Genomic DNA, 16,474 nt, shown 5'->3' with positions numbered 1-16,474 from the left:
AGCCGGGGGTGCGGTCCCGCACCCGGTGATCTAGGGTCGGCGACCATGGACGCCGAGATCACCGTCACCGAGCTGGCCGTCGACCTGGTCCCCAGCGTCGTACAGCTCTGCCAGCAGGCTCTCGACCTGCCCGAGGACGCCGCCGAGGCGGCTTCCGTCGTGGATGTGCTCTGGCCCCGGGCCACCGCCGAGCGGCCCGTGGTCGGGCTGGGCGCGTACCGGGGCGCGGATCTGGTCGGGGTGCTGATCTGCTCGGTGTCGTCGATCGAGCCGGGGATCGGGCACGTGGACCTGGTCGCGGTCCTCCCGGATCAACGGCGTCGGGGCGTCGGCCGGGCGCTGCTCCAGCGGGCCGAGCGGGTGCTCGCCGAGCGGGGGGCGACCGAGGTGCTGCTGGCCGGGAATCCGCCGTACTACGCGTGGCCGGGCATCGACGTCCGCTACACGCCGGCGGTCTGCGCCGCCCTCGCGCTCGGCTACCAGCAGGACCGGACCGCCTGGAACATGACCGCGGACCTGTCCTACGACGGGTCGCCGGCACTGCGGTCCACCGAGGTGGCGGAGCGGCGGCTGGCCGGCCAGGGCGTCACCGTACGCCGGGCGGAGCCGGCGGACCTGCCGGCGCTGGTGGCCTTCGCCCGGTCCACCTTCGGTGGCACGTGGGACGGCGAGTTGACCGGGTCGGTGGGGCGCGCCGACGCCGGCTGCCACCTGGCCGAGCGGGACGGCGAGGTGCTCGGCTTCGCCGCGTACGGGTCGTCCCGGCCGAGTTGGTTCGGGCCGATGGGCACCGCGCCGGCCGCGGAGGGGTCGGGCATCGGCGGGGTGCTGTTGCGGCGCTGCCTGCGCGACCAGCGGGCGGCGGGGCTGGACCGGGCACAGATTGGCTGGGTGGGGCCGGTGCCGTTCTATTCGGGCAGCGCGGGTGCCTGGATCGAGCGGGTCTTCTTCCTGTACCGGCGAACCCTACCGATGGCATAACTGGGGCAAACAGGACATGGATCCATTCGCCCGCATCGGCCATCGACGCCCCCTACCGTTTCGGTAGAGGAGGCAGCCATGACCACGGATGACAACCAGACCGAGGACGGCCAGCCGATCACCTGGAAACCGGTGGGCGAACTCCCCGGCCAACTGCCGTTCGACCGACTCGACTACGGCGACGCCGAACAGCTCGCCGAGATGACCACCGACGGTGAGCCGGCGGTGGTCGAGGAGCCGCAGGAGATGGTGGACGCGCCGATCCAACTGCTTCCGCCGTACAGCCGGGCACAGAAACGGCGCAACCAGCGCCCACTACCGACCTGACGACGAACGGGGCGGACCGCGTCAGCGGCCCGCCCCGTGCGGTGTGTCGGAACTGGACTCAGAAGTCCATGTCCCCGCCACCCGGGCCAGCCGGGGCAGCCGGGGTCTTCTCCGGCTTGTCCGCGACAACAGCCTCGGTGGTGAGGAAGAGCGCCGCGATGGAAGCGGCGTTCTGCAGCGCGGAGCGCGTCACCTTGGCCGGGTCGATGATGCCCGCGGCCAGCAGGTCGACGTACTCGCCGTTGGCGGCGTTCAGACCGTGACCCGCTTCGAGGTTACGGACCTTCTCCACCACGACGCCGCCCTCAAGGCCGGCGTTGACGGCGATCTGCCGCAGCGGGGCGTCCAGCGCGACCTTGACGATGTTCGCACCGGTCGCCTCGTCGCCGACCAGGTCGAGCTTGTCGAAGGCGGTCTTGCCGGCCTGCACGAGCGCGACGCCACCACCCGGGACGATGCCCTCCTCGACGGCGGCCTTCGCGTTGCGAACGGCGTCCTCGATGCGGTGCTTGCGCTCCTTGAGCTCGACCTCGGTGGCCGCGCCGACCTTGATCACCGCAACGCCGCCGGCCAGCTTGGCCAGCCGCTCCTGCAGCTTCTCGCGGTCGTAGTCGGAGTCGCTCTTGTCGATCTCGGCCCGGATCTGGTTGACCCGGCCCTGGATCTGCTCGGCGTCACCGGCACCGTCGACGATGGTGGTCTCGTCCTTGGTCACCACGACCTTGCGGGCGCGGCCCAGCATGTCGAGGCTGGCGGCGTCGAGCTTGAGGCCGACCTCCTCGCTGATGACCTGGCCACCGGCGAGGATCGCGATGTCGGTCAGCATGGCCTTGCGGCGGTCACCGAAGCCCGGCGCCTTGACGGCGACCGACTTGAAGGTGCCACGGACCTTGTTGACCACCAGGGTGGCGAGGGCCTCGCCCTCCAGGTCCTCGGCGATGATCAGCAGCGGCTTGCCCGACTGCATGACCTTCTCCAGGATCGGGAGCAGGTCCTTCACCGACGAGATCTTGCTGTTGGCGATCAGGATGTACGGGTCGTCGAAGACGGCCTCCATACGCTCCGGGTCGGTCATGAAGTAGGCCGAGATGTAGCCCTTGTCGAAGCGCATACCCTCGGTGAGCTCAAGCTCCAGCCCGAAGGTGTTGCTCTCCTCGACGGTGATGACGCCTTCCTTGCCGACCTTGTCCATCGCCTCGGCGATGATCTCGCCGACGGTGCTGTCGCCAGCGGAGATGGAGGCGGTGGAGGCGATCTGCTCCTTGGTCTCGACGTCCTTGGCGAGCTTGGACAGCTCCTCCGAGACGCTCGCGACCGCGGCCTCGATGCCCCGCTTCAGGGCCATCGGGTTGGCGCCGGCGGCCACGTTGCGCAGGCCCTCGCGAACCAGGGCCTGGGCCAGGACGGTCGCCGTCGTCGTGCCGTCACCGGCGACGTCGTCGGTCTTCTTGGCGACCTCCTTGACCAGCTCAGCGCCGATCTTCTCGTACGGGTCCTCGAGCTCGATCTCCTTGGCGATGCTCACACCATCGTTGGTGATGGTGGGGGCACCCCACTTCTTCTCGAGCACGACGTTGCGGCCCTTCGGGCCGAGGGTCACCTTTACGGCGTCGGCGAGCTGGTTCATGCCCCGCTCGAGGCCGCGGCGAGCCTCTTCGTCGAAAGCGATCATCTTGGCCATACGGCGTTGTCCTCCTGGACACTCACGGGCCACCCGAGATGTGTGCCCCGGATGGGCCGCCTGGTGTACGCACCTTGGGACGTCGCCACCTGGCGACGACGACGTCCTTCGGCCGGGCCGGATAGCCCGCGACGACCGGCCATGTGCCGCCCCGGCGTCTCCACGCCGGTGCAACCTGGCCCCACCGTCCCGACCATTGGCACTCACGGTATGCGAGTGCCAATGACTTGTTTAGCACTCTCCCCTGCCGAGTGCAAGCACGATGCCCCCGCTCAGCCGAGTTCCGCGGCCAGTCCAGCGGTGTTCACCGGCGCCTCATGGGCACGCTGCTCCGCGTACGTCACCAGCAGACCGACCATCTGGGCGAGGTGCGCCGGCAGGGCCAGCACGGCGGTGATCCCGATCACCACCACCGCACCGGCGGCAGTACCCGCCGAGGCGAACGGGTCCGTTCCGAGGGCGGAGGTGCCCACCCCCTCCAGAACACCGGGGATCAGGGTGCCGACGAAGACCGCCAGGAACACCAGGGCCACCCGTCCGAGCAGCAGACCGAGCCGGTCGTGGAACATCCGGAACGCTCGACCAATCGGGTTGTGGCGTTCGAAGAGGTAGACCGGGCCGGCCATGGCCAGCGCGAAGGTCAGGTAGATGCCCGGCAGCACGCAGAAGCAGAAGCCCACGCCGATCAGCAGGCTGACCAGCAGCGTCCAGCCCCACAGCCCGAGCGCCCGACGCAGGCCGTAGCGCAACGCCGACTCCAGGCCGACCGGCTGACCGGCCGCCTGTTGGGTGATCACCCGGGTGCCGGCGGCCCACCCGACGGCCTGCACCAACCCGACCAGCAGGCTGCCACCAATCAGGATGACCAGAAGGCTCAGCAAATCGGCGACGAAGTTGTCCGGCAGCACCGGGCTCGCACTCGATTCGGCCTGCGGGGCCCACTTGGCCGACGGGTCCAGCCCGAGGGAGATCACCGAGAGCACCGCGGCCGGCAGCACCTGGGTGAGCAGCATGATCGGCACCAACTGCCGCCAGCCCCGGCGCAACGCTCCCCCACACCTGTTGAACCAACCGCCGACGCCGGCGCCGGGCGGCGTGACCAGGGCGTCGTTCGGATCGAACCCGTAACCCGGCGGGTACCAGCCGACCGGCGGCCCCGGATACCACGGCTGTCCGCCGTAGGGACCCGACCCGGGCGGGTAACCCCCGGTGGGCGGGAACGCCCAGCCCTGCGGCGGCGGGGCCGCGCCCCAGGCCCCCTGCGCGGGATCCCAGCCGGACGGCGGGCCGGCGGGACCGGAGGGCGGGCCAGCCGGGGGCATGCCCGACCCCCAGCCGGGCGGCGGACCGGCGTGGCCGGGGTTGCCGGCGGGCGAGGACGGGACGGAGGGATCCGGCTCCCCCGACCCGGAGGACGGAGTGGGCGGGGGTGGCTGGTCGGTCATGAACGCTCCTCGGCATTGGCTGGAACGGTTCACGATCTTCCCGGCTGCGCGCCCCTGCCGCAGCCCCGACTCACGGGGCCGATCGGCCGGGAAGCTCAGCCGATGACGCGTACGTGCTCTGCCTGCGGACCCTTCTGGCCCTGGGTGATCTCGAACTCGACTCGCTGACCGTCGTCCAGCGCCTTGTAACCGTCCATCTCGATCGCGGAGAAGTGGACGAACACGTCCTGACCGCCGTCGACGGCGATGAAGCCGTAGCCCTTCTCGGCGTTGAACCACTTCACGGAGCCCTGTGCCACGGTGCACTTCCCTCACTCTGCGCGGCGTTGCCTGACCCGGCGCACGGCACGGCCGCACACCTGCGGATCACCGACTCAGCGATCGATGACCGCCATTGAAGTAGGTGACCGAAATCGCACGCTACACGAGCAGTGACGGCCGCGCACGGCCACAAATCGGACACACTTCGGGGGTGACCAACGGCGTCAATTCCCTGTGGTAGGCATGCGGACATGACCACCGAACTGGGCTCGCCGGCCCGGCGGCTCGCCGAGATCCGCCGGGTCCGGCCAGCGGACGCCGCCCGGATGCGGGCGCTGCGCCTGGAGATGCTGGCCGACGCGCCGTTGGCCTTCCTGGAGACCCTGGCGGACGCGGCGGCCCGACCACACAACGAGTTCGCCGCCCGGGTCGCGTACACCTCGGCCGGCCCGAACAACGCGCAGTTCGTCGCGGACCCGGGCGGCCGACTGGTCGGGCACGCCGGTGGCACGGTCACCCCGGACGAGCCCGGGCTGACCGTCATCTACGCCGTGTACGTCACGCCGACCTGGCGGGGCAGCGGCCTTCTCGGCGACCTGATCGACGGGGTGGCCGACTGGTCCCGGGCGTGTGGCCGACCGGAACTGCTGCTGGAGGTGGTGGTCGGCAACGACCGCGCCTACCGGGCCTACCAGCGGCTCGGCTTCAAGGACACCGGCGTACGGGTCCCCCACCCCACCATCCCAGCCCTGAACGAACTACAGATGCGCCGACCAGCCTGACAGAGAACTCATCCCAAGGCAGAGCCACTGAGATGCCCTAAAAAAGCCGGCAGCGACGCCACCGCCGTGCCCACAAAGGGTTTCCGGGGCAGCCCGACCCGCGCAGGGATCAAGCCTGACCGCCCGGAGCGGGTCGGGCTGCCCCGGAAACCCCCACCGCAACCACTACACGTGCCGCCGCGACTGAACGATCCGGAACCGGTTGGCCACGTAAGCCCCATCGGTCAACGCCGAGTTGGCCGCCGCGTTGGCCCCACTGCCGTGGAAGTCGGAGAACGCCGCCGACTGGTTGACGAAGACACCACCTGTGAGGTTGCAGGACAGGTGCACCCCGACCTCGACCGCGACCGCCTCGGTCGCGTCCAGCACCGCCTCGTCGGTCGAGTAGACCCCGGCGGTCAGCGCGCCCTTCTCGCCGACCGTCCGGCGCAGCAGCTCGAGGCTGTGTGCGGTGGAGTCGGTCGCGATGGCGAACGAGATCGGCCCGAACCACTCCCGGCCGTACGTCTCCGCGTCGTCCGCGGTCAGCTTCACGATCGTCGGGGTACGCACCACCGCGTCGGCGTACGACGGGTGGGCCACGGTCCGCGACTCCAGCACCGGCTCGCCGACCTTCGTCACCTCGGCCAGCCGCTCCAGCACCCCGTCGTTGACGATGGCGCCGGTCAGCTCGACGCCTCGGGCCGGGTCGGCGGTGAGCTTGCCGACGGCGGCGGCGATCCCGCCGGCCACCTCGTCGAAGCTCTTGTGCCCCTGGTCGGTCTCGATGCCCCCGGCGGGGATGAGGATGTTCTGCGAGGTGGTGCACATCTGACCGCTGTAGAGGGTCAGCGTGAACCCGAGGTTGCGGCACATGCCGGCGAAGTCGTCGGTGGAGTCGATGACGACGGTGTTGAGGCCGGCCTTCTCGGTGTAGACCGACGCCTGCCGGGCGTGCGTCTCCAACCAGTCGCCGTACTCGGTGGAGCCGGTGAAGTCGACGATCCGGATGGAGCGGTGCAGGGCCAGGTCGCTGGCGAGTTTCTCACCGGGCGCCTCGGCCGCCAGCATGATCAGGTTCCTGTCGAACCCGGCCTCGGCGAGCACCTCCCGGGCGTACTTCACGGTGATGGCCAGCGGCAGCACCGCGCGCGGGTGCGGCTTGACGATCACCGGGTTGCCGGTGACCAGCGAGGCGAACAGCCCGGGGTACGAGTTCCAGGTCGGGAAGGTGTTGCAGCCGATCACCAGCGCCACCCCACGCGGCACCACGTGGAACGTCTTGGTCATCCGCAGCGGGTCGCCCTTGCCGGCGGCCTTCTCCCAGCCCGCCGTGCCCGGGTGCCGGGTCATCTCGGCGTACGCGTACGCCAGCGCTTCCAACGCCCGGTCCAACGCGTGTGCGCCGCCGGCCTGGAAGGCCATCACGAACGCCTGCCCGCTGGTGAACTGCACCGCGTTGGCCAGCTCGAAGATGTGCTTGTGCAGCCGGTCGAGGATCTCCAGGCAGACGCCCACCCGGGCCTGCGGGCCGGCGTCGCGCCACGCCGGCAGCGCGGCGGAGGCGGCGTCGACAAGCTCGCCGGGGCCGGCGTGCGGGTACCGCACCGCCAACTCCACCCCGAACGGGCTCGTCTCGGTGGCGACCCGCGCGCCCGCGCCGGGTTGGTCGAGCGGAAAGTCACCACCGAGGTACGCCTCGAAGGCGGCCTTACCGTCGGCGGCGGCGGTCTCGCCGTAGACCCGAGGGCTGGGGGATTCGGGGTAGGCGGACCAGTAGCCCCGCTCCGTGATCGCGGTCAGCGCACGGTTGAGGGTGTCGGCGTGCCTGTCGTACAGGGGATGCGGGGTCTCCGTCATGCCCGCAATCATGCCTGAGGACCCACCGTGAGCAGTAGCGCCGATACCTGTCAGAGGGTGAGCTGCCAGTCGGTCCAGGAGTCCACCGAGCGGAAGCCGAGCTGCTCGTTGATCGCCACCATGTAGCTGTTGCTGGCGGCGTTGATGGTGTCGATGCTCCGTACCGCCGGCTCGTGGGTCAGCAGGTGGTGCAGGTTCTCCGCCTTGGCGATGAGGCCGAGCCGGTGCCCACGGTGGGCCGGGTCGACGATGGTGATCTGCTGGAACGCGTGCCAGTCGGCGGAGGCGCCCACCTCCAGCAGCGTCCAGGCGACCAGCCGGCCGGATGCCTCGTGTCGCATCCCGAGGTGGTATCGCCGCCGGCCCTTGGCCTCCAAGGCCCGCTCGGTTCCACGGATGCGCTCGGCGTCCACCTGCTCCGGCTCCCACTGCACGTCGCCCAGGGGCGCGTCCATCATCAGTCGGCCGTCCAGGTAGGCGATGTCCGTCAGATACTCCTGCGGGGTGGCACCCCGCCAGCAGACCGACAGGTAGCCCTCGGCTCGGGGCCGGGCCTCGGCGAGTGCCGCCCGGAGGGCGACCCGGTCGATCTTGTCGACGTCGAGCCGGCGACGCACCTCGACCAACGCGGCCTGCGCACCGGTCGAGGCGGCGAACGCGTCACCCGCCACGCTTCGGGCCGGCCCGTCGGGCAGCGCGGAGACGGTGAGTGCCACGACCCGCTTGCGGCCGTGCTCGCGCAGCAGGCGCACTCCGTACTCGTGCAGTGCCCGGCCGATGCCCCGGCGCCGCAGCTCGGGATGCACCTTCAGCTCGGCGCTGGCGTTGTCGGTGTTGTCGAGCTGCGGTAGGCCCAGCTGAAGGTAGCCGGCCGGCACGCCGTCCAGTCGGGCCAGCGCCCAGAGCGACCGGGTGCCGGGCATCGGCGTGTGGAACAGCGCGTCGAACCGCCGCCGGCAGAAGGGCGGCAGATCCGGCAGATCGGCGTCGTTGACCGCCGCCCCGATCCGGTACGCCTCGTCGACCGAAGTGTGGTCGGCGCCGTCGAACGACGCGATCGTGATGCTCATGCCGCTGAGCCTGCACCCGGGAAAAGCGATCGGGCCAGCGAATTAATCGCTGGCCCGATCGGACGTGGTCGGGAGGGACACTCGCACAACGCCTCCGGCGTTGGGTCGCAAGAACTTCAAAAGTCTTCGGCGAAATGCCCTCCCGCACGGAGCATCTTGCGCCGTCCGGTTCCTGCCGTCAAGTCCGTAGCGGCGGGTTTTCCACACTCACAGCGAAAACCCAGTTACCGACTGATCCACTCGGCCCCGGGTCAGCCGAGGAGACCGGCGTCGCGGGCGGCGCGCAGCGAGGGCTTGATGTGATGGGTCGGCCCGACCTCGCCGGCCACCGCGTCGATGGTCTTCAGACCCTCTCCGGTGTTGAACACGACGGTCTCGGCCGTCGGGTCGAGCCGACCGGACTCGACAAGCTTGCGCAGCACGGCCACCGTCACCCCACCTGCGGTTTCAGCGAAGACACCTGTGGTACGCGCCAGATCGCGGATGCCCGCACGGATCTCGTCGTCGTCGGCGTACTCCATCCAACCGCCGGTGCGGCGGACCGCCTCCAGGGCGTAGAGGCCGGCCGCCGGGTCGCCGATGTTTAGCGACTTGGCGATGCCTGTCGGCTTGACCGGGATGATCGTGTCGGTCTCGGCGTGCAGGGCGGTGGCGATCGGGTTGCAGCCGGCCGACTGCGCACCGAAGACCTTCCAGCCGCCGGCCGGCGCCTCGACCAGGCCGATCTCGACCAGCTCGGAGAACGCCTTGTCAATCTTGGTGAGCAGCTCGCCGCTGGCCATCGGAATGACCACCTGCGCCGGGATCCGCCAGCCGAGCTGCTCGGCGACCTCGTAGCCGAGGGTCTTGGAGCCCTCCGCGTAGTACGGCCGGACGTTCACGTTGACGAACGCGGTGTCCTCGAATTCGTCGGTCTCCACCAGCTCGCCGCAGAGCCGGTTGACGTCGTCGTACGAGCCGTCGATGGCGACCAGCTCGCCGCCGTAGACGGCGGTGGTGATGACCTTGCCCTGCTCCAGGTCGCTGGGGATGAAGACCACCGAGGGCACGCCCGCGCGGGCGGCGTGGGCGGCCACCGAGTTGGCCAGGTTGCCTGTCGACGCGCAGGCGAACCGGGTGAAGCCGAGCGCCTTGGCGGCGGTGAGCGCCACCGAGACGACCCGGTCCTTGAACGAGTGGGTGGGGTTGGCGCTGTCGTCCTTGACCCAGAGCGGCGCGGTGATGCCCAGCTCGGTGGCGAGGTGCGGGGCCGCCACCAGCGGGGTCAGCCCCGGGTCGAGGGTGACCCGGCTGGCCGGGTCCTGACCGGCGGGGAGCAGGGCGGCGTACCGCCAGATGTTGTTCGGGCCGGCCTCGATCTGCTCGCGGGTCACGGTGGCCAGCGCTGCGGTGTCGTAGTCGACTTCCAGCGGGCCGAAACACTCGTAACAGGCGTGCTGGGCGGCGAGCGGGTAGCGGGCCGAACAGGCACGGCAGACCAGGGCGCGGGCGGGGCTGGCAGAGGTGTCAATGCCGGAGGTGACGAGCGTCGACGTCATGTCGAGAGTCCTCTCATCTTTCCCCGCATCGCACGGTGCGGCGGGGACGGAATTGGCACCTGCCCCGCGGGTCGCTCAGCGGTGAGCGCGCGGGGTGGTTGCCGGGGCGTCGTCGGGCCGTATCCCTCAGCCCCTCTGGATGAGGTATTCAGTTGTGCCGTCGAGTCTAGGACAACGCTGTCGACCGCTGCTACCGCTGATCCCAGGGAGTGGGTCAGCGAGCACTCACGGCCATGGGGTCGGTCACCGCGATCGGGTCCGTGACCGCGCTCGCCTGGGGCAGCGACGTGGTCCGGGGACGGGCTGCGAGGTTCGCGGCGATCAGGGCGGCGATCGTGATGGCGGCCCCGACCAGTTCCACCGGCTCCGGGCGGTAGCCGCGGGCGATCTGCACCGCGAAGGTGGTCACCGGGACCAGGTTCATGAACAGCGCGGCGTTGGCGGCGCCGAGTCGTTGCACGCCTGTGTTCCAGGCCAGGACCGCGATCACGGCGCCCACCAGCACGGCGTACGCCAGCTGCGGGGTGACCGCCACGAGGTCGGCGGCGGCCGGCGCGTGCTGCCAGCCGACGGCGTCGGCGCCGATGCTCAGGACGAGCATGGCGGCCGTGCCGGCGAGCGCGGTCAGGGTGGTGAAGCGCAGCGGCGACCATTCACCGAACCGGCTGGCGCCGTGGGTGTAGATGCCCCAGCCGAGTACCGCGCCGATCATCATCAGCCCGCCGAGGCCGAACTGGCCGAGTCCGGCCAGACTCCCGCGCGTGATCACCAGGCCGACGCCGAGGAGCGCCACCAGGGAGAGGGCCAGCAGGAGCGGCTTCGGGCGTACGCCGTCGCGCGCCCAGCGGACGAGCTGGGTGATCACCGGAGTGGTGGCCACGAAGAGTGAGATCTGCTGCGGGGCGGCGTGTTCGAGCGCCAGGTTGGTGAGCAGGTTGAAGCCCGCGAAGCCGACCACCCCGAGCACCACCACCTCCATCGCCCGGCCGCCGTGCCGCAGCGCGCCGGCCCCCTCGCGCAGCAACAGGATGGCGACCAGGACGGCGGCGGCCAGCAGGTAGCGCGCGGTGGTCAGGTTGAGCGGGTCGACCCGGTTGAGCGCGCTGGCCAGGATCGGGAACATCACGCCCCAGCCGAGCACGGCGATCAGTGGGTATGCGGTGGCGCGGGATCGCATTGGTAACTCCAATGTTCGAGTATCATCGAACCAACGACACCGACCATAGGGTGTTGTTCGATGATTGTCGAACAAGGGTTACACTGGTCACATGGAGCCGCACGAGCCCGACCTGACCGCCGTACCGGTCACCAACGTGTTGGCCGCACTCGCCGACGACGTGCGGCTACAGATCGTCCGGGCGCTCGCCGAGGGCGGCGAGTCCGCCTGCGGCAGCTTCGACTTCGGCGTCTCCAAGGCGACCCGGAGCCACCACCTGAAGGTGCTGCGCGAGGCGGGCCTGACCCGGACCAGGGCCGCCGGCACCAGCCGCCTGGTCCGGCTCCGCCGAGACGAGCTGGACAAGCTCTACCCCGGCCTCCTAGACGCGGTCCTAACCCAACACCCGCCAACCTGACCCCCACACAACCCCGTCGATCAAGGAGTTGTGGTGGGTGACAAAGCGCCCGCTCGGCACCAAAACAGGCACCACAACTCCATGATCGACGGGGTGGGCCTGCCGTGCGTCCCGGCGACCGAAACTGCAAGATCGGCGCGGGCGAGGCCGGGGTGGGGGTGGGGCGACGGGTGGTTTCCTTGTGGGCGAGGATCGACGGATGATCTCTCGGGGGACGGCGGCGCGGCGACGGGGCAGCACGGCGTCCGCGACTGTCACCGCGTTCACGGCGGCGCTCACTCTCGGCGCGTGTCTGCCTGGCGACCATCGCGGCCAGGACGGCCCGCGACCACGTACCGCGCCCACCACCGCCGCAAGTCCGTCGGGGAGCGTCGAGTGCCCGGCCAGCGGCGTTCGGATCCGGTCGACCGGCGGAGACGCCGCCATGGGCCTGCGCGCCCTCGGCCTGGAGTTGGTCAACTGTGCTGACCACCCCTACCAGCTCAACGGGTATCCGGTGCTGCACGTGTTCGACGAGGCGCGCGAGCCGGTCCTGCTGCGGGTGGTCAACGGCGCGAAGGAGATCACCTCGGGCTTCGACCAACCACCCCGACCGGTCACCCTCGCCACCGGGGAGCGGGCCACCGCTGTGGTGCTCTGGCGCAACCTGGTCACCGACTCGACAGTGGTGGCCACCAACGGTGAGTTCCTGACGGTGGCGCCCGCTGCCGGGCAGCCGGCCGAAGAGGTCGACCCGGACGGGCCGATCGACCTTGGCAACACCGGCCGGATCGGCGTCAGCGCCTGGAAGAAGGCCGACCCGTCCACGCCGGTGCCGACCCGGCCGGCCCCGCCGCCGACACCGAGCGCGGTGCCGTCGTCGGTGAGCCCACCCGACAGCGTGCTGTGAGCCAACCCGCTACGACGTGATGTCCTTGCGGGTGAAGCGCCAGAACGCCAGACCCCAGAACAGCGTCGCGTAGCTGATCGCCGAGATGCAGCCCCGCACCACGTCGTCGGTCTGCACCGGAGTGGACAGCAGACCCAGCCAGGCGGTGCTGAAGTGGGTGGGCAGGAAGTCCCGCAGCGCGCCCAGGGCGGTGATCTGGTCGAGGATGCTGGACAGGATCCAGAGCAGAACCGCGCCACCGACCGCGCCGAGCGCGGCGTCCGTCGTCACCGACAGCAGGAACGCCAGGCCGGCCACCACCAGGAGTACGACGGCCAGGTAGCCGAGCACGGCCAGCAGCCGGAGCAGCCCCTCACCCGGCTCCAGCTCGGCGGCGACCGTGCTGCGCAGCGGTGACCAGCCGTAGCGCAGGGTGCCGGCCAGTAACGCGGTGCCCGCCAATAGCAGCAGGGCCAGCCCCGAGTACGCGAGCGCGACCACCAGCTTCACCGTCAGCAACCGCGCCCGGGGCACCGGGATCGCCAGCAGATACCGCAGGCTGCCCCAGCTCGCCTCGCTGGCCACCGTGTCGCCGCAGAACAGCGCGACGACCACCACCAACAGGAACGACGCCGACACGAAGATCGAGAACAGGGTGAAGTTGAGCCCACCGGAGGTGGCCAGGTCGACCAGGCTGGCGAACTCGTTGTTGCCGTTGTCGTCGTCGCCGCCGGAGTTGAACTGGAACGCGATCAGGATGATCAGCGGCAGCAGCACCATGAAGCCGAGCGCCAACTGGGTCCGCCGTCGGGACGCCTGCCGCCGGAACTCCGCCGCGAACGGCATGGTGGCCGACGGCCGGTAGCCGCGGGCCTCCCCCGCGTCAGTAACAGCCATCACCGGTCACCGCTTCCCCGAGAGTTCTCGCCCACCAGGGCGAGGAACGCGTCCTCCAGGCGCCGCCGAGGCACCACCCGGTCCACCCCGATGCCGGCGCGCACCAGCTCCGCCACCACCTCGCTGCGGGCCGTGCCGTTGGTGTCGACCACCAGTTGGCCGTCGCTCTCCGGCAACACGCGAACCCCGTGCAGCCGGTCCAGCACCGCCCGCGCCGCCACCGGGTCGCTGACGTCGAAGAGCACGCTTGGCGACTCGCCCACGATCTCCTCCACCGGCCCGGACGCCACGATCCGGCCCTTGTTCACCACCACCGCGTGCGTGCACGTCTGCTCCACCTCGGCCAGCAGGTGACTGGAGACCAGCACCGCCCGACCGTCGGTGGCGTACCGCTGGAGCACCCGGCGCATCTCGGCGATCTGCGGCGGGTCGAGCCCGTCGGTCGGCTCGTCCAACACCAGCAGTTCGGGGAGGCCGAGCATGGCCTGTGCGATGGCGAGACGCTGGCGCATGCCGTGGCTGTAGTTCTTGATCCTCCGGTGCACGGAGTCACCCAGCCCGGCGATCTCCAGCGCCGCGTCGAACTGGGCGTCCTCCCAGGGCCGTCCGGTGGCCCGCCAGTACGCCTTCAGGTTGTCCAGACCGGACAGGTGCGGCAGGAAACCCGGCCCCTCCACGAGCGCCCCGATCCGGGACAGCACAGGCGAGCCGGGCACCAGCCGACGACCGAAGACGTAGATCTCCCCGGCGGTCGGCTGGGTCAGCCCCATCAGCACCCGCAGGGTGGTGGTCTTGCCGGCGCCGTTCGGCCCGAGCAGACCCACCACCTGACCCGGGTGCACCTCGAAGTCCACGTTCGACACGGCGACGAAGCCGTCCGCGTACTCCTTGCGCAGCGCGCGCACGGCCAGCGGTGTGTCCGCGTACTCCGGATGCACCGACCGGTCCTGTCGGCGGTGCCGGCGGCGAACCAGGGCGACGACCACGACGAGCCCGATCACGATGGCGGCGAGCAGGCCGGCAAGCACCCAGCGCCAGATCGTCGCCGCGGTGGGGATCGGCTCACCGCTGACCGTGGGCAGGCTGACCGCGCCGTCCGCCGCCACCGTGTAGACGGTCGGCGCGGCGGGCGTGGTGTACGCCTGGTCGGAGGTGGCCACCACCAGCCGCAGCCGGTGCCCGGCCTCGACCCGGCGGACGATCCCGGGCAGCGTCACGGTGACCGGGCGGGCGTCCTGCACCTGCTGCGGCAGGCCGGTGAGCCGGATCGGGGCGACCAAGCCGTTCGGCAGGGTGGCCGCGCCGTCCGGGTCGACGTCGTAGAGCTTGACGAAGAGCACCGCCTCGCCTGTCGGTGACGCGGCCCGCAGGGTGACGGTGGGCGCACCGGCCACGTCGACCGCCTCGGTCAGCGGGGTCGACTCGAACTGGGCGTGCTGGCCGGGCACGTCGCCGGCCACCCCGTCCAGCAGCGAGGCGAGCCCGCCCGCGAACGGGATCGAGGAGATGGCGGCCGGGTTGCCGTTCGGCGGGTTCGCGATGGGCTGCACCGGACCGGTGACCGTCACCTCCCGGCGGGCGTTGCCGGTCAGGCCCGGGTAGTCGGCCCGGCGGAAGCCGGTGGCGACGAGACCCCGGTCGAGCGCGTCGAAGCCGGCGATCCGCGACCAGGTGAAGTCGTCACCGGGCGCGTCGCCCTCGCCCTTGACGTAGTGGTCGAGCCACTGGACGGTCAGGAACTTCACCCGGTCTTCGTCCGAGCGGGGGCCACTGCCGCCGTCGTGCCCGCCGGTGAACCAGGCGACGCGTACCGGGGTGCCGGTGGCGGCGATGCCGCGCGCGTTCGCATCCGCCTCGCCGAGCGGGAAGAGCGTGTCGGCCTCGCCCTGCACCAGCAGGGTGGGCGCCTTGATCCGGTCCAGCACACCCGCCGGGCTGGAGCGGCGCAGCAGGTCCACGGCGGCCTGATCGGCGCGGCCGGTGGTGGCGATCCGGAGGTACGCGGCGCACACGTCGGCGGCGAACCGTCCGCAGGACGGGTCGGCCGCACCGGTCGGGGCGCCACCGGGGCCGGTGCCCGGACCGGCGCCCGGCTCGGGGCTGGGCGGGTTGGCCGACGCCGGTGCGCCCTGCGGCTGGGCCGCGGTCGCACCGGAGAGCCCGGCCGGGCCGGAGCCGACATTGCCGCCCCCACCGAAGAAGAGGCCGGCCCAACCCTTCTTGAACACACCCTCGGTCGGCGCGCCGCCGGTGCTCTCCGGCAGGAACGCGCGGGACAGGTCGTTCCAAGTGATCATGGGCACGATCGCGTCGACCCGACGGTCCTGGGCGGCGAGCAGCAACGCCAACCCGCCGCCGTACGAGCCGCCGACCACACCGACCTTCGGGTCACCGGCGGCGTCGGTGCGCACCTCCGGTCGAGTGGCCAGCCAGTCCAGCAGGCGCTCCGCGTCGCGTACCTCGTAGTCCGGGTTGTCCAGGTGGATCTCACCGCCGCTGCGGCCGAAACCCCGGGCGGTCCAGGTGAGCACCGCGTAGCCGCGCCCGGCGAACTCCTCCGCGTCGGAGCGCACCGACTCCTTCGTGCCGCCGAACCCGTGCGCGAGCAGCACCGCCGGGACCTTCCGACCGGCCGATGCGTCGTCCGGCAGGTAGAGGGTGGTGTCCAGGTCCACCGGCTGGTCACCGGATGGTCCGGAGCGGACGGTGAGCATCGCGTTCTCGGTGCGTACGCCCGGCCCCTGCGGCCACACCGCCCAGGTCACGGCGGCGGCCAACAGTACGACGACCACCGCGGCGGCGGTCGCCCGACGGCGGGTGGGGAGGGCACGCCGGAACCACGCGGCCGGCGACGGCGATGTCATGCGGCACACGGTACGGCCCGCAGCCTGAGCGTTGGCTGAGATCGGCCGTACGTCCGTCCGGTTGCCCCGATCGGTGCGCAGTGGGGTGCGAGCGCGCAACGTCCGACGCGGCACAGCGAGTTGAGTTCGGATCCCGTGAATTCCGATCTTCCGCGGATATCCACCTCGATCCCTCCATGTCACACCCACAGACGACACAGAGCGTGCCGGTAACGAGGACAAATGGTGACATGGCTCGAAGTGACGCGAACCTGACTCGCCGAGTGAGGTCTGACCAGTGGAGGGTTCGATTAGTTTTCCGGTCCGGTGCACGGGACTTGTCGGCGAGTCCGACGCCGCGCCGATCC

14 protein-coding genes and 1 riboswitch are annotated in these 16,474 nt (G+C 70.9%); of the genes, 5 read left to right on the top strand and 9 right to left on the bottom strand.

Translation table 11 applies throughout. The annotated features are described in order from the left end of the window. Positions 1-45 precede the first annotated feature (45 nt). Both ACLQ3B_RS15500 and ACLQ3B_RS15495 read left to right on the top strand, forming a co-directional pair. On the top strand, positions 46-981 hold the full coding sequence (locus tag ACLQ3B_RS15500) for a GNAT family N-acetyltransferase (protein ID WP_425781300.1): 936 nt from the start codon (positions 46-48) through the stop codon (positions 979-981). A gap of 78 nt (positions 982-1,059) precedes the next feature. Further along, positions 1,060-1,308 (top strand): hypothetical protein, encoded by a 249-nt coding sequence (locus ACLQ3B_RS15495; protein ID WP_425781298.1) that lies wholly within the window; start codon positions 1,060-1,062, stop codon positions 1,306-1,308. A gap of 58 nt (positions 1,309-1,366) precedes the next feature. Here the strand turns inward: ACLQ3B_RS15495 and groL are convergent, their stop codons facing one another. The 3 genes from groL to ACLQ3B_RS15480 form a co-directional block, all read right to left on the bottom strand. Next, positions 1,367-2,989 carry a chaperonin GroEL gene (gene groL / locus ACLQ3B_RS15490; protein ID WP_030490078.1) on the bottom strand — a complete coding sequence of 541 codons (1,623 nt, stop codon included), beginning with the start codon at positions 2,987-2,989 and terminating at the stop codon, positions 1,367-1,369. Positions 2,990-3,261: 272 nt separating this feature from the next. Continuing rightward, positions 3,262-4,434: a hypothetical protein gene (locus ACLQ3B_RS15485; RefSeq protein WP_425781296.1), complete on the bottom strand. Its 1,173-nt coding sequence runs from the start codon at positions 4,432-4,434 to the stop codon at positions 3,262-3,264. A gap of 95 nt (positions 4,435-4,529) precedes the next feature. Beyond that, entirely contained in the window at positions 4,530-4,733 is a 204-nt protein-coding gene (locus tag ACLQ3B_RS15480; RefSeq protein ID WP_091402914.1) for a cold-shock protein, read from the bottom strand. Between the two features lie 213 nt (positions 4,734-4,946). On the opposite strand from ACLQ3B_RS15480, the gene ACLQ3B_RS15475 reads away from it, so the two are divergent. Further along, entirely contained in the window at positions 4,947-5,477 is a 531-nt protein-coding gene (locus tag ACLQ3B_RS15475; RefSeq protein WP_425781294.1) for a GNAT family N-acetyltransferase, read from the top strand. Between the two features lie 165 nt (positions 5,478-5,642). On the opposite strand, the gene paaN is transcribed toward ACLQ3B_RS15475, so the two are convergent. The 4 genes from paaN to ACLQ3B_RS15455 all read right to left on the bottom strand — a co-directional run bounded on the left by paaN (position 5,643) and on the right by ACLQ3B_RS15455 (position 11,101). Then, complete coding sequence (paaN, locus tag ACLQ3B_RS15470) at positions 5,643-7,316, bottom strand: phenylacetic acid degradation protein PaaN (protein WP_425781292.1); 1,674 nt, start codon at positions 7,314-7,316, stop codon at positions 5,643-5,645. A gap of 50 nt (positions 7,317-7,366) precedes the next feature. Then, positions 7,367-8,386: a GNAT family N-acetyltransferase gene (locus ACLQ3B_RS15465; RefSeq protein ID WP_425781290.1), complete on the bottom strand. Its 1,020-nt coding sequence runs from the start codon at positions 8,384-8,386 to the stop codon at positions 7,367-7,369. Between the two features lie 251 nt (positions 8,387-8,637). Continuing rightward, entirely contained in the window at positions 8,638-9,924 is a 1,287-nt protein-coding gene (thrC, locus tag ACLQ3B_RS15460; RefSeq protein WP_425781289.1) for a threonine synthase, read from the bottom strand. A gap of 10 nt (positions 9,925-9,934) precedes the next feature. Beyond that, positions 9,935-10,070, bottom strand: a riboswitch (SAM riboswitch). Between the two features lie 68 nt (positions 10,071-10,138). Further along, positions 10,139-11,101, bottom strand: coding sequence for a DMT family transporter (locus tag ACLQ3B_RS15455; protein WP_425781287.1), 963 nt, complete (start codon positions 11,099-11,101; stop codon positions 10,139-10,141). Between the two features lie 91 nt (positions 11,102-11,192). Here ACLQ3B_RS15455 and ACLQ3B_RS15450 point away from each other — a divergent pair, with 91 nt between their 5' ends. Both ACLQ3B_RS15450 and ACLQ3B_RS15445 read left to right on the top strand, forming a co-directional pair. Continuing rightward, complete coding sequence (locus tag ACLQ3B_RS15450) at positions 11,193-11,498, top strand: ArsR/SmtB family transcription factor (RefSeq protein ID WP_425781286.1); 306 nt, start codon at positions 11,193-11,195, stop codon at positions 11,496-11,498. A 199-nt stretch (positions 11,499-11,697) separates the two neighbouring features. Then, positions 11,698-12,387, top strand: coding sequence for a DUF4232 domain-containing protein (locus tag ACLQ3B_RS15445; protein WP_425781284.1), 690 nt, complete (start codon positions 11,698-11,700; stop codon positions 12,385-12,387). A gap of 9 nt (positions 12,388-12,396) precedes the next feature. Here ACLQ3B_RS15445 and ACLQ3B_RS15440 read toward each other — a convergent pair whose 3' ends face one another. Both ACLQ3B_RS15440 and ACLQ3B_RS15435 read right to left on the bottom strand, forming a co-directional pair. Next, complete coding sequence (locus tag ACLQ3B_RS15440) at positions 12,397-13,263, bottom strand: ABC transporter permease (protein WP_425781282.1); 867 nt, start codon at positions 13,261-13,263, stop codon at positions 12,397-12,399. After that, entirely contained in the window at positions 13,263-16,127 is a 2,865-nt protein-coding gene (locus tag ACLQ3B_RS15435) for an alpha/beta fold hydrolase (protein WP_425781280.1), read from the bottom strand. Before ACLQ3B_RS15435 ends, ACLQ3B_RS15440 begins: the two co-directional genes overlap by 1 nt. Positions 16,128-16,474: the final 347 nt, after the last annotated feature.

This window comes from Micromonospora sp. DT53 (assembly GCF_049841535.1).
In the GTDB taxonomy this organism is placed as follows: Bacteria; Actinomycetota; Actinomycetes; order Mycobacteriales; family Micromonosporaceae; genus Micromonospora.
Note: the sequence above shows the minus strand (reverse complement) of the source record. Positions and strands in the feature narration are given on the sequence as shown.